12 protein-coding genes are annotated in these 12,794 nt (G+C 66.2%); 2 read left to right on the top strand and 10 right to left on the bottom strand.

The window, feature by feature from the left end; all coding sequences use genetic code 11:
* Positions 1-38: 38 nt before the first annotated feature.
* Positions 39-662, top strand: coding sequence for a DUF5134 domain-containing protein (locus C0J29_RS30250; RefSeq protein ID WP_084023270.1), 624 nt, complete (start codon positions 39-41; stop codon positions 660-662).
* A 423-nt stretch (positions 663-1,085) separates the two neighbouring features.
* Positions 1,086-1,871 (top strand): sulfite exporter TauE/SafE family protein, encoded by a 786-nt coding sequence (locus tag C0J29_RS30240; protein WP_084023268.1) that lies wholly within the window; start codon positions 1,086-1,088, stop codon positions 1,869-1,871.
* 167 nt (positions 1,872-2,038) lie between these two features.
* Here C0J29_RS30240 and C0J29_RS30235 read toward each other — a convergent pair whose 3' ends face one another.
* The 10 genes from C0J29_RS30235 to C0J29_RS30190 form a co-directional block, all read right to left on the bottom strand.
* Positions 2,039-3,964 carry a heavy metal translocating P-type ATPase gene (locus C0J29_RS30235; protein ID WP_084023266.1) on the bottom strand — a complete coding sequence of 642 codons (1,926 nt, stop codon included), beginning with the start codon at positions 3,962-3,964 and terminating at the stop codon, positions 2,039-2,041.
* Positions 3,961-4,335: an ArsR/SmtB family transcription factor gene (locus C0J29_RS30230; protein WP_084023264.1), complete on the bottom strand. Its 375-nt coding sequence runs from the start codon at positions 4,333-4,335 to the stop codon at positions 3,961-3,963. Before C0J29_RS30230 ends, C0J29_RS30235 begins: the two co-directional genes overlap by 4 nt.
* Positions 4,336-4,369: 34 nt before the next feature.
* Positions 4,370-5,770 carry an NADH-quinone oxidoreductase subunit N gene (locus C0J29_RS30225; RefSeq protein WP_084023292.1) on the bottom strand — a complete coding sequence of 467 codons (1,401 nt, stop codon included), beginning with the start codon at positions 5,768-5,770 and terminating at the stop codon, positions 4,370-4,372.
* A 15-nt stretch (positions 5,771-5,785) separates the two neighbouring features.
* Complete coding sequence (locus C0J29_RS30220) at positions 5,786-7,276, bottom strand: complex I subunit 4 family protein (RefSeq protein WP_084023262.1); 1,491 nt, start codon at positions 7,274-7,276, stop codon at positions 5,786-5,788.
* A gap of 5 nt (positions 7,277-7,281) precedes the next feature.
* Complete coding sequence (locus tag C0J29_RS30215; RefSeq protein ID WP_174814925.1) at positions 7,282-9,114, bottom strand: proton-conducting transporter transmembrane domain-containing protein; 1,833 nt, start codon at positions 9,112-9,114, stop codon at positions 7,282-7,284.
* A 4-nt stretch (positions 9,115-9,118) separates the two neighbouring features.
* Positions 9,119-9,421 (bottom strand): NADH-quinone oxidoreductase subunit NuoK, encoded by a 303-nt coding sequence (locus tag C0J29_RS30210; RefSeq protein WP_084023258.1) that lies wholly within the window; start codon positions 9,419-9,421, stop codon positions 9,119-9,121.
* Entirely contained in the window at positions 9,418-9,981 is a 564-nt protein-coding gene (locus tag C0J29_RS30205) for an NADH-quinone oxidoreductase subunit J (RefSeq protein ID WP_084023256.1), read from the bottom strand. Before C0J29_RS30205 ends, C0J29_RS30210 begins: the two co-directional genes overlap by 4 nt.
* A 4-nt stretch (positions 9,982-9,985) precedes the next feature.
* A complete protein-coding gene (locus C0J29_RS30200) occupies positions 9,986-10,906 on the bottom strand; it encodes an NADH-quinone oxidoreductase subunit H (RefSeq protein ID WP_084023254.1) in 921 nt (306 codons plus the stop codon).
* The gene (locus C0J29_RS30195) at positions 10,899-12,038 is read right to left on the bottom strand and encodes a hypothetical protein (protein WP_242460704.1); all 1,140 of its coding nucleotides are present in this window, start codon (positions 12,036-12,038) and stop codon (positions 10,899-10,901) included. Before C0J29_RS30195 ends, C0J29_RS30200 begins: the two co-directional genes overlap by 8 nt.
* 116 nt (positions 12,039-12,154) lie before the next feature.
* The gene (locus C0J29_RS30190) at positions 12,155-12,475 is read right to left on the bottom strand and encodes an NADH-quinone oxidoreductase subunit A (RefSeq protein WP_371872517.1); all 321 of its coding nucleotides are present in this window, start codon (positions 12,473-12,475) and stop codon (positions 12,155-12,157) included.
* Positions 12,476-12,794 lie beyond the last annotated feature (319 nt).

Below are 12,794 nucleotides of genomic sequence, written 5' to 3'. Positions count from 1 at the left end.
CAGACTGCGTCAACCAGTGCCTGCCGGGAGCGCCGTGCGTGATTGATGACCTCATTCTGCGGTGGGTAGTGACCGCACTGTTCGTGATCTCGGCCGCTGAATGCGCTCGGGCGATCGCAAAAAAACCCCGGCCGTGGACGTTGTCCGTGAGCCATGGGTGGCATTTGCTGATGGCTGTTGGCATGGCGGTGATGGCTTGGCCGTGGGGGGTGCGCTTGCCGGCGACGGGCCCTGCGGTGTTCTTTCTGCTCGGAGCCGTGTGGTTCGTGGCGGTCGCTGTCGCGGCTGGTCCGATTCGTGACCGCCTTGCACTTGACGGCTATCACGCGCTGATGATGTTGGCGACGGCTTGGATGTACGCCATCATGGACCCCCATCTGCTAGGCACCCAGCCGGCGACGCCGATGCCGGGCATGGAGATGATGCCGGGGATGGACATGGATGCGGCGCACATGTCGGGAAGCAACGGGCACCCCGTGTGGTTCAGCGCGACGAATTGGGTCGGGGTCGTCGGGTTTGCAGCTGCCGCCCTATGGTGGACCTATCGCTACTTCCACCGGCGGCAGCACGAGCCGGTTGGGTGTTCGCTGAGCCAGCTTGTTCAGGCGATGTTGGCTGCTGGCATGTCGATCTTGTTCCTGGCCGCGCTGTTTCCGATCTGATCTTCACCGTCCGGGTACCCAACGTGTGGGTGCTGTCGGCAACCTCTGGGGTACACGCGTGTGCTCGTGAGCGTGTGAAACAAGTAGCGCGGCCGGTCGTCGGTCAGCGCTACCAACACAAGGCGCAGTGGATAGCGCGTCGCCTACCTCAGCCCAGCGCGGCCGCGCGCACCGTCGAAGATCTCGTCCAGGGCCGCCGCAGTCAGCGGCCCACCGCGCCGCGGTCCCTTCAACACCACGAATCCCGGGTCCGTAGACGGCAAGTTCTTCTCGGCGGGGGAGCGGACTCGCGACACACGCCTCCGCTGCCCTGCCGGATGGACCCCACGACGGACCCTCCGACCTCCCGAACGTCGTTTTCCTCGCCGAGAACGGTGATTTCAACCCTGGTCAGACCCCACGTTCATCAGCCACAGTCCCCACGTGAGCACCGCCGCCCTGCTAATCCTCAGCCTAGTCGCCGGCGTGGTCGTCGCGGTCGTCACCGCGCCCGTCGGCGTCTCCGGGGCAGTGTTCCTGCTGCCCATCCAACTCAGCGTCTTACACTTCCCCAACCCAACAGTCACCCCCACCAACCTGCTGTTCAACGTCGTTGCCATTCCCGGTGCCCTGGCCCGCTACCGCCGCCGCTCACCACTGCGCAACCCGCTCACGACCACCCTGCTGCTGGGCACCGTGCCAGGCGTCATACTCGGCGCCGTCGTCCGAGTCACCCTCATCCCCGGACCCACCATATTCCGGCTGCTGGTCGCCGCATTCCTGCTGCCCCTGGGCATTTGGCTCCTGCCTACCCACCCGAAGACCCCATCCAGGCGGCCACCGGACCCTCCACCAGATTTCACCATCACGGCCGCGGTCGTCGTGGGAACCCTTGGCGGTATCTACGGGATCGGCGGCGGATCACTGCTCAGCCCAATCCTGATCGGACGCGGCATGCCGATGGCCACCGTCGCACCCGCAGCCCTGCTCACCACATTCATCACCTCCATCGCAGGCGCCGCGACCTACCTCCTGCTGGCCATCACTACCGCCGGCGGCAATATCGCCCCATACTGGACAGTCGGAATATGTGCCGGCACAGGCGGACTCATCGGCGCCTACCTCGGGGCACTGCTGCAACCCCACCTGCCCGTACGAGTCCTACGCATCACCCTGGGCGCATCAGCAATCGCGACCGCCAGCCTCTACCTCGCACAAGCGGGGCACTAAAGCTGACGCGCAACCGCCGCGCGCCCACCCGGAGCCAGCCCATCCCACCCAGCACAACGGCTGCCCGCAGCACCCCTGAGCAACCTCTGTAAGCGGAATGGCATTCCGCCTGCTGTGCAGATGTGTCTCGGGCCTGACCGGGACCCTGCACAACAAAGCATTTGTTGTCATGGGCCATCAGCAGAAGTCAGGCGAACCGGAGCGCGGCCGGCTCGCACGCCGTTGGCGATGACGATGACCTCGGCTAGTTCGTGCACCAGCACCACCGCGGCCAGGCCGAGCACCCCGAAAAGCGCCAGCGGGATCAGCGCGCTGATCAGGGCGAGCGACAGGCCGATGTTTTGCCACATGATGCGCCGGGCCCGGCGGGCATGGCTGAACGCGTGGGTGAGATGGCGCAGGTCTTCGCCCATGAGCGCCACGTCGGCGGTTTCGATTGCCACATCGGTGCCCATGGCGCCCATCGCGATGCCCAGATCGGCGGTGGCCAGCGCGGGTGCGTCGTTGACGCCGTCGCCGACCATCGCTGTGGGGTGCTGAGTGCGCAACTGGGTGATCAGCGCGGCCTTGTCTTCGGGGCGCAGCTCGGCGTAGACGACGTCGATGCCGGCTTGGGTCGCGAGCGCAGCGGCGGTGGCGTGGTTGTCGCCGGTGAGCATCGCCACCTGATAACCATCGCGGCGCAACGCCTCGATGACGTCGCGGGCTTCGGGGCGCAATTCGTCGCGAACCGCGATCGCGCCGATGAGCGTCTCGTTGTCTTCGACCAGCATCGCGGTCGCGCCGGCCTGCTGCATCCGATCGACCTGCGCTGCTAGGGATCCGGCGTTGATCCAGCCGGGCCGGCCGAGCCGGATGGTGTGCCCGTCGCGGTGGCCGATCAGCCCGGCGCCGGGGACGGCCTGCACGTCATCGGCGGGGGTGACCTGGTCGGCGGCGGCCAAGACGGCCTGCGCGAGTGGATGCTCGCTGCGGGCTTCCAGGGCCGCCGCCGCGTCGAGGATTTGGTCGCGGGTGGCGCCGTTTGTGGTGGCAATCTCGATGACGGTGGGCTGGTTTGCGGTCAGCGTGCCGGTCTTGTCCAACGCCACACCACGGATTGCGCCGAGCGCCTCCAGTGCGGCGCCACCCTTGACCAGTACACCGAGCCTGCTGGCCGCGCCGATCGCAGCGACCACGGTCACCGGCACCGAAATCGCCAACGCGCACGGGGAGGCCGCCACGAGCACGACCAGGGCCCGCTCGCTCCAGAGGGCCGGGTCGCCAAACACGCTGCCCACCGCGGCGATCATCGCGGCGGCGATCATGATCGCGGGCACCAGGGGTTGGGCGATGCGATCCGCCAGCCGCTGCGAGGCGCCCCTGCGGGCTTGCTCGGCCTCCACGATCCGCACAATGCGGGCCAGCGAGTTGTCTTCGGCGGTAGTGGTCACCTCGATGCTCAGCACGCCGGCGCCGTTGATCGATCCGGCGAACACCTCATCGCCGGGGCCGGCCTCGATTGGCACCGATTCGCCGGTGATCGCCGACACGTCGATCGCGCTGCGACCCTCGCCGATGATCCCGTCGGTGGCAATTCGTTCACCGGGCTTAACCAGCATCTGGTCTCCGACCCGCAATTCGGTTGGGGTGACGACGATTTCAGCGCCGTCGCGGATGATGGTGGCCTGGGCGGGCACCAGCGACAGCAGCGCGCGCAGTCCTCGGCGGGTGCGCGCCAGCGCGTATTCCTCCAGGCCCTCGCTGATGGAGAACAGGAACGCAAGTGTGGCGGCCTCACCGACCTCGCCGAGGATCACCGCGCCGACCGCGGCGATTGTCATCAGCGTGCCCACCCCGATCCGGCCGCGTACCAGCCGGCGCAGCGTCGAGGGGACGAAAGTCCACGCCCCCACCGCCAGCGCCGTCGAGACCATCACGAGCTCCACCGGTCTTGACCCGTGGGTCCAGCCGACCACGTAGCCGGCCAGTAGCAGGACCCCGGCCAGCGCGGCGGCGCGTAGCTCGGCGACCTGCCACAGCCGTTCGGGTTCGTGCTCGACTTCGTCGCCGTCGGCGGGTTGATCGTGGCCGCAGCCGCAGGCATCGCTCATTGCGCCACCGCCCCCGCGGTGGGTTGGCCGTAGTGCGGGCACAACGCGACCGCGCTGCCGGTGGCCTCCAGTACCGCCTCCGCGGCCTTGAACAAGTCCAGCAGCTCAACGCGGGTGAGTCGATACACCGACGCGCGGCCCTGCGGTCGGTAGTCGACCAGCCCACAGTCTCGAAGACAGGCCAGATGCGCCGAGACAGTGGACTGGGCCAACCCCAGCTCGGTGGTCAGATCCACCACTCGCGCCTCCCCGAGCGCCAGCCGGCGCAGGATCGCCAACCGGTTCGTGTCCGAGAGGCTGTGGAATAACGCTGTTGCCGCATCCAATGACGCCGGCTCAACTGCCGCCGTCTTGCAGCCCTGCATCGCCATATGGCGATGATATCGCTCAATACGCCGACATCGGCTACCGCAGCGGTGCCGTCGGGAGCACGTCCCACAGTGGTCCCGCCGCAATGCCGAGCCCCAAGCTCCAGGCTGCCGCGACAATCGCGGTGCGTGCAGACCACCCGCCGAGGGTGAAATCGTCTGACTGATCCGGCTTCTGAAAGACCGGAGCGATCCAACGCAGGTAGTAGAAGAGGCTCAGCAGGCTGTTGACGAACACCACCACGGCCAACCATGGGAACCCACCGTCCCAGACCGCCATGGCGGTGGTGAGTTTCGCGACGAACACACTGGTGGGCGGGGTGCCGACCAGTCCGAGCAGCGCCACCACCAGCGCCCCCGCCAGCCAGGGCCGGGCTCGCGCCAGCCCGCGGTAGGCGACAAGTGCGCGGCGATCGGGCAGTGCGGTGCTCACCGCGAAGGCGGCGCCGTTGGTCAGCGTGTAGCCGACCAGATAGAACAGCAGCGACGGCAGGGCCAGTTCGCTACGGCCGGCGACCGTGATCGGCACAAGTAGGTAGCCGACTTGACTCACTGTCGACCACCCCAGGAGCCGCCGGGGATCCTCTTGGCCGTACGCGGCCAAATTGCCCAATGTCATACTCGCCACCGCGAATATCGCGATCAGCACCGGCCACGGCACTAGGGACGGTGGCAGCACGGCGGCCACGCGGTACAGCGCGATCAGCGCGCCGATTTTGGGCACTGTCGTCAAGAAGACGGCCGCCACACTGTTGGCAGCTTGGGCGGCGTCGGGAACCCAGAAGTGAGCGGGCACCGCCCCCGCTTCGAACATCAGCCCGGCCGCGACGGCTACGACGCCCGTCGCCACCACCGCGGCCGGCGCCCCGCGCATTTGTGCGGCCAGTTCGTTATAGCGGGTGGCGCCGCTGATCCCATAGAGGACGGTCACCCCCAGGAGCAGGATAATCCCGAACAGGGCGCCGATCAGGTAAGTCTTCAATGCTGCCTCGGCCGCCACACCCGAGCGCAACAGCCCGATCAGTCCGTAGAGCGGGATGCTTGCCAGCAGGTATCCGGTTGCCAGGACGAGCAGGTCGTCGGTTCCGGCGAGCACCATGACGCCGGCGGTCGAAAAGAGAAGCAGCGCATAGGTTTCGCTCTCGCGGGCAGTCGCTCTTATGTCATCGCCGGCTATGGCCAGGACCACCAGCACCCCGATCGCGGCCGTGATCCGTGCAACGCCAGTGGTGGTGTCGACGGCGAAGGCCCCGTCGAACGCCGTCTGATCCGGGGCCGCGATTCTGACCGCCGCGACCACGACGACGCCGATAAGCGCTGCGGCTGCAACGATTCGGGCCCACCATTGACGCTGGCGGGGCAGAAATGATCCGCCGATCAGCACCAGTAGGCCACTGCCGAAAGTCAGTATTTCCGGCAGCATCAGCAGCGGCCGCATCCCGGTGTTCACCAACTATCTCCCCACTAGCCCGATCAGCGAGCGTGACGCCGGTTCGATCACATCAAGCAGCGGGCGTGGCAGGACGCCGATGATGATGGAGAGCATGAGAAGCATTCCTGCCGAAGCGGATTCGCAAGGATGCAGATCGAGAAAGTTCTGTGAGTGACCGCGGGTATCGCCAGTGAACATGTTCTGAAGGGCGCGCAGAAACAAGGCGGCGGTGATCAGGATGCCCGGTAGCGCGAGCGCGGTGAGGGGTGCGGCGGCGATGCTGCCGGTGAAGATTTGGAACTCGGCGATGAAACCGGAGAATCCCGGCAGCCCCAACGACGCGAACGCGCCGAGGGTGAACAGCACAGCCAGCTTCGGGGCCGGTGCAGCCAGACCGCCGTAGGAACTCATGTCGTAGCTGCCGGTGCGGTCGTAGAACACTCCGGCAAGCAAAAACAGCGCCCCGGTGATCAGCCCATGGCTGACCATTTGTGTGACCGCTCCACTGACCGCCACGGCCCGCGCCTGGTCGGTGCTACCCGAGAGCAGGCCGGCAGCGCCGAGCGCCAGCACGATGTAGCCCATGTGGTTTACGGAGGTGTACGCCACCATGCGCTTGAAGTCCTGCTGCGCCAACGCAACCAGGGCTCCGTAAAGCACCGATACGACACCGACGGCAATGATCGCCCAGGCCCAGGCGCGCCAGGCGTGCGGCAGCATCGGCATCGCGATTCGCGCGAATCCGTAAGTGCCCATCTTCAGCAACACCCCCGCCAGCACGGCCGAGCCGATGGCCGGAGCGTCGGTATGAGCCGGGGGAAGCCAGGTGTGGAAGGGAACCGTGGGTGTCTTGACCGCCAGGCCGAGCAGGATCGCAGCGAGGACCAGCCCGCCGGCCAGCGGGCTACCTGCCAACGGGTTGGCGGTGATCAGCTCGAGCATGTCGAACGTGTGAGGGTTGGCGGCGATGTATAAGCCGATGAAGCCCACGAGCAGCGCCAGTGACCCCAGAAAGGTGTAGAGGAAGAACTTCAGCGCCGAGCGGGCGGCGTTACCGTGGCCCCATCCGGCGATGACGAAGTACATCGCCACGATTGACAGGTCGAAGAACACGAAGAACAAGATCAGATCCGCGGCGACGAACAGACCTAGGCTCACGGTCTGCAGGAACAGGAACAACGCCGCCTGAGACCTGGGCCGGTCGCGAACCCGCAGGCTATAGGTCGCGCAGGCAAAGAAGATCACCGCCGACATGACGACCAGCGGCAGCGACAAACCGTCGACGCCGATGTGGTAGCTGCTGTTGACCCCAGGGATCCACCGGGCCCGCTCCTCGAAAGCCAGGCCGTTAAGACCCGGATTCCTGTAGCGGGTCCATGCCAGCACCGTCAACGTCAGATCCGCTGCGGCGGTGCCGACCCATACCCATCGGGCTGCGGCTTCGCCGGACTTCGGTATCGCAAGCACACCGGCCGCGGCTGCCAACGGCAGAAAAACGATCAAACTGAGCATCTGGTTTACCCCACCGCTATCAGAAGCAGGACGCCTGTCACGACTATCACCACGCTGGCGAGATAGTAGTTGTGCAGCTGGCCAGTCTGCGGTCTGCGCGCCAGCGCCCCGAGCTGACGTATTCGTGTCGCCAACGATTCCACCGCGGCATCGACACGACGGTCATCGATGCGCGCAGCCCACCTGCCGGCCTCTAGCGATCCGGACGCGACCCGGTGCACGGTGCGGTCGAGAACGTCGTCGTCGAACCGGGCGAGTGCTCGAGCCAGGTGCATGGTGGGACGGGCGACGATCACATTGGCGGCCCGTTGCAGGCCAAGCCAGTCGGCAGCCCATCGCGGCTCGGGAATCCCGAAACGCACTACCGCAGCCACGACCAGAAGCGACAACAGCGCCGAGACGGCCAACTCCGCCGCGGCCGGCTGCACCACCGAACGGTGGTCGAGGGCACGGCTGAGCGTGGATGCGATCGGCGGCAATGCCAGCACACCTGCCGTGGCGGCTCCGGCGGCTGATATCAGAATCGGAAACTGCGCAAAAGCGTTGAGCACCTTGAGATTCAGCGATTCCTGTAGTGACGCCGGCGCGCGCCAAACTGTAACGAGGATCTTCGCCGCGTAGGCCGCCGAGAGCCCGGCGGCCACCAATCCCATGACATAGAGGGCGATCGAGTGGTCTAACGCGACCGCCAGCACTGCATCCTTCGTCGCCCACAGTGACAGCGGGGCGATTCCGGCCAGCGCGGCCGCACCGACGGTGGCGGACCAGCCGATCAGCGGCCATCGCCGGGCCACACCGTGCAGCTGGTCAAGCTGTTTGGTATTCAGCAATAGAAGCCATGCGCCGGCCGCAAGAAACAGCCCCGCCTTGGTGAACGCGTGCGCGACGAGTTGCGCGGCGCCGCCGCTGACGGTGCCTACACCGGCTGCCATCACCACGAACCCGAGCTGGGCTGCGGTGGAGGCGGCAAGCAGTTGTTTGAGGTCCCGCTGGGCTACCGCGACAGCACCGAGTAGTACCGCGGTCACGGCGCCGGACCAGGCCGCGCATTCGGCGACCCATCCCGTCGCTGCCAGCAGCGGCTGAATACGCAGCAGCAGGTACGCGCCCATGGCCACCATCGCCGCCGAGTGCAGTAGCGCGCTGACGGCGCTGGGGCCTTCCATGGCCCGGGAAAGCCAGAATGAAAACGGCAGCTGCGCCGCCTTGCCCAAGGCTGCAATGAACAGCCCGACCGCGACGATGTCGCGCCAAGGCGCGGTTGCCTGGGTCAGGTTCGCCAGCTTCAACCCCGCGCCGCCGGCAAGTGCCGCCCCGGCGCCCAGATACAGCCCGAGATCGGCGCTGCGGGTCGTCAGGAACGCGGTGAGGCCGGCCGACATCCGGAAGTCGTCGCGCCACCAGAACCCGATCAGCGCATAGGACGCCGCACCCATCAGCTCCCACGCAAGAAGCAGTGCGGGCAAGGTGGCGGCCGTTGCGGTCAGCAGGGCAGCGGAGGCGAATAACAGCATCAACCCGTGGAATCGACCCGCCGCTTCGCGAATGTCCGCTACGGCGAACATCAGGACCAAGACGGTGATCATCGCGACCGCAGGGACCACCACTGCGGACAGGCTATCGACGGACAGCCCGAATTGCCCACCGGCCACAAAAGCGACACTGACAGCGGGGTGAGTCAGCGCCACCACGATCGACAACGCCGCCACAACCGCAGACACAGTTACCGACATCGCAGCCGCGAAACGATCTCGGGGGCGCGTGAGAAGCAGTGCCGCGCCGCAGCCTGCCGGAAGGCAGATCAACAGCCACAAGGCCAGCTGCGTCGTCGAGGTCACCTGCTCACCCGGCCAAATCGGCGGCCGCGTCGGTCATGTCGGTTCGGCGCTCGCGGTGCAGGAGCGTGGCCACCGCGAAGCCCATCGCCATCTCCACCGTCATCGCGGCGATGATCACCAGCAGCACGACCTGTCCGGCCGGTGTGGGTGCCGAAAACCACCAGAACCCGCCGGCCGCCAGGATGACGGCGTTCATCATCAGCTCGAGGCCCATCATGACCATGACCACGACCTGCTGCGAGAGTGCTCCGTACAGGCCGACGCTGAACAGCGCCGCCGCCGCCAGTAGAACGGTTTGTAGCGTCATCGCCCCAACCCGCCGGGTTGGGGGTCGCTCGCGGGCCTGCGTTTGAGATCGTCGCCGAAGCGGTCATAGCGGCCTCGGCGGGCGGCCAGGACGACGCCTGCGACGATGGTCGCGACCATCACCGGGCTGATCACCGTCATAGCCAGCATGCTGGGGCCCATCAACTCCTCGCCGAGCGCGAAGGTCAGATCCTTCGGCGGTGCACCCCGCCGAATCGGCCAGTCGGACAACAGGATCCCTGACGCAAGAATCAGGAACGTTCCGATCGCAGCAGCTAACGCGCGTCGGTTGTCATGCACCATGCTCATGGGCATCAGCGCCGGGTTCATGCCCATGAACATGACCATGTAGACCGCCATGACGGCCATCTCCATCACCATCATCAAGATGATGACGATGCCAATGTAGTTCTGCTGCAACAGCACAACGACGACGCCGACCGCAATGAACGAAATGGCCAGAGCATAGGTGGCGCGGGCCATGGAATCGAAGACGAAGACCGCGGCCCCGGCCAGCACGGCAATCACGGCGAGGACTCCGAAGACGATGTGCACGATCATGACGTCACTTCCTCACTGCGACGATGGCCACGACCAGGTCTTGGACGAGCGTGAGCGGCAACAAAATCATCCACCCGATCTCTAAGAATTTTTCGGGGCGCAGCAACGGAAGTCGCCTGCGCAGCCACACGAACACCGACAGCACGCCAATTGTCTTAATCAACACCCAGGACCAGGCCGGTAAGAGCGGACCCGCGCCGCCGCCGAGGAACATCGGCACCGCGAAAGCTGCACCGGCAGCCAAGATGGTGTAGCGGCCGGCCTGGAATACCAGTCGATCCACCCCGGACAGCTCCGCGCTGACACCGCCGGCGATATCAGCTCCCAGCGCCGCAGAGAAGGGCCCCCACACCGAAAAAGCCATTGCCCCTAGGCAATACACGACGAAAGCGACTGGCATCCACACCGCGAACCACAGCTCGTGTTGGGCGGCGACAACATCGGCGACCCGTAGGCTTTGCGCGGCGATGGGCGGCGCGACCAGCGTGAACATCAGGGGCAACTCGTAGCCGAGCCCATGAGCCAGAAATCGATAGCCGCCGACGAGGGGATGGGCGGAGTTCGGACCCCACCCCGCAAGCCACACCAGCGCCCACACCATCACGTCCATGGCGTTGAACCACATAACCCCTACGTCGAGATCGGCCAGCGTCCAGCGCCCTAACGGCACAACAGTCACTATTAGCGATGCGGCGACGATCAGCCCCGCTCCGCCGGCGCGCCACAGCAACGTATCGGCGGCCACGGTGGTGCGACGGCGCTGTCGCATCAGCCGGGCGACTTCGTAAACCGCATTAGCCGGCCCGGCGCCTCGGGCGGCAAGCAAGCCGTCGAGGGTCGCCGCGTAGAAGCCGAGGCACAGCAGCAATGCCACACCGCCCAGCGCCCACACGCCTGGGACCGTGGTGATCGAGACGTCAGCCATCGCGACGACCCGGGTGCGATGCTGTGTCGATGCCTAGGCTGGCGATCCCCAGCCGGGCAGCCGCGACGTCCAGTCCGCTGACTAGATCGGGCAATGCGTCAACGACGGTGGTTGCAGCTGTGGAGACGCCAATTCGTTCGTTCGTGAGCGCGTGCTGCGCCGCATTGACCTGCGCGAGGAGGCGGTCGTAACAATCGCCGACCAGGGCCGGCGGCAGCGCGAGGGTGTCGCAGTCCTCGGGCGTCAACGTTGCGATGTCGCGCAACGACCAGCGCAGCGTTCGTGAGCGCCGGAGCTTGCTGTGCAGGGTGTCCAGCAGACGAGCGGCGTGCCCGCTGTCCGCCTCGCTGAGCAGCGCGTCGCGCGCGCTGCGGGCGCTTGCTGCCGCACCCGGCCAGCCGGCCAGTGCCAGCAGATCAACGACATGGTCACAATGTCGCGCCGCAACGTGAGTACTCGGTCCGGTCGGCGGAACCTGCTCGCCGACTTCTCGGTCGACGATCCACGCCTCGGCTCGGGTGAGGACGTCCCCCTGTAACGAGCACCGCACCACCAGCCCCGCGGGCCAGTAGCGCAGCACCGGCCCAAGGCGAAGGTGCAGCACATCCATTTCCAATCCGTCACGGTCGTCGCCGCCTTCGGCCAGCGCAATCCCAGCCGGCGCCATGTCCATCCCACCGTGGTGCATGTGCTGGTGTGCGCTGTGGTCCATGTGCTCGTGCCCGCCCGGACTGGGGGCGGTGTGCTCGTGATGCTCCTGCTCGCCGTGGTCCATGGCGTGGTGGTGGTGCTCGCCGTGGTTGGTGGCGTGGTGCTGGTGCTCGCCGTGGTTGGTGACGTGGTGCTCCTGCTCGCCGTGGTTGGTGACGTGGTGCTCGTGTACGCCGTGGTCGTTGCCGTTCAGCTTCGGAGATTGAGCGCGCTTTCGCGCGTCCCGGCGGTGCACCTCGACCTCCGCCAACTGCGTGCCCGCGCTATGCAGCGCCGACTCGACCGCGTCGGGACCAGCCAAGTCGATGCGAACCCGAGGCCCCGGCATCTGGTCCCAGACCCGCTCGATCGCCTCGTTCAGTTCTGGTCCCGGGGTACCGCAGACCGCTAACACGTCAGCGTCCGCGGGGGATGTAGCCACACACCAACCGCGGACTCGAAGTCGGTGTTCGGTCTGTGCGCGCAACATCCACGACCCAGGGGCCTCCACGATGAGCACGTGTGCCCGTCGTGCTGCGCATCGGGCCAGCTGCCGCGTCAGACCCACCGCAGGACGCCCTCGCGCCAAGCCCATGCGACCGCCACAAGCAGCACCGCCAGAAACGCAAACATTTCGGTGATGGCGGTCGCGCCCATTTTGATGACCACCAGCGCCCACGGATACATGAACAGCATCTCGACGTCGAAGGCGAGAAACACCAGCGTCGCCAGATACCAGCGAACGTGATACCGCGACAACGCATGCTCTTCAGGTGGCCATCCTGACTGAAAAGGCAGCACCGTCAACGTGTTAGGGCTGATCGCACTGAAGCAATGCAATCCGTACACACTGGCAAGCCCCGCAACAACAACCGCCAGGGTCCACGCCACACCCGCATACATCGCGGCTCCTCGTCTGTCGTGGTGGCACGAACTCGGTACCGTCGCGGCCGCTTCTAAACCCAAGTCGTCGATGACTTCCATCGGCAGTGCTAGTCCGCAGGCGCTGTCGTCGCCAGGCAGTGGCCGTTCAAATAACGTATCAGCCCTTAGCCAGTGCGGAGATTCTCGACTGACGGAGATTCGGTCGCGATCACTCCTCAGCCCAACCGGTGACAAGACGAAGTGGTATAGGGCGCATCAGTTTCTTTGGTGCCTTGGCCGTGGCACGATCGGCTCAAATGCAAGAGTCATCAAA

It is taken from the genome of Mycobacterium paragordonae (assembly GCF_003614435.1).
In the GTDB taxonomy this organism is placed as follows: Bacteria; Actinomycetota; Actinomycetes; order Mycobacteriales; family Mycobacteriaceae; genus Mycobacterium; species Mycobacterium paragordonae.
The sequence above is the reverse complement of the archived record's forward strand: the minus strand, read 5'-3'. Positions and strand labels throughout refer to the sequence as shown.

Coding starts and splice junctions, on each gene's coding strand:
- C0J29_RS30235 (WP_084023266.1), bottom strand. CDS start 3,964: ATGAGCGATGCCTGCGGCTGCGGCCACGATCAACCCGCCGACGGCGAC.
- C0J29_RS30230 (WP_084023264.1), bottom strand. CDS start 4,335: ATGGCGATGCAGGGCTGCAAGACGGCGGCAGTTGAGCCGGCGTCATTG.
- C0J29_RS30225 (WP_084023292.1), bottom strand. CDS start 5,770: ATGCGGCCGCTGCTGATGCTGCCGGAAATACTGACTTTCGGCAGTGGC.
- C0J29_RS30220 (WP_084023262.1), bottom strand. CDS start 7,276: ATGCTCAGTTTGATCGTTTTTCTGCCGTTGGCAGCCGCGGCCGGTGTG.
- C0J29_RS30210 (WP_084023258.1), bottom strand. CDS start 9,421: ATGACGCTACAAACCGTTCTACTGGCGGCGGCGGCGCTGTTCAGCGTC.
- C0J29_RS30205 (WP_084023256.1), bottom strand. CDS start 9,981: ATGATCGTGCACATCGTCTTCGGAGTCCTCGCCGTGATTGCCGTGCTG.
- C0J29_RS30200 (WP_084023254.1), bottom strand. CDS start 10,906: ATGGCTGACGTCTCGATCACCACGGTCCCAGGCGTGTGGGCGCTGGGC.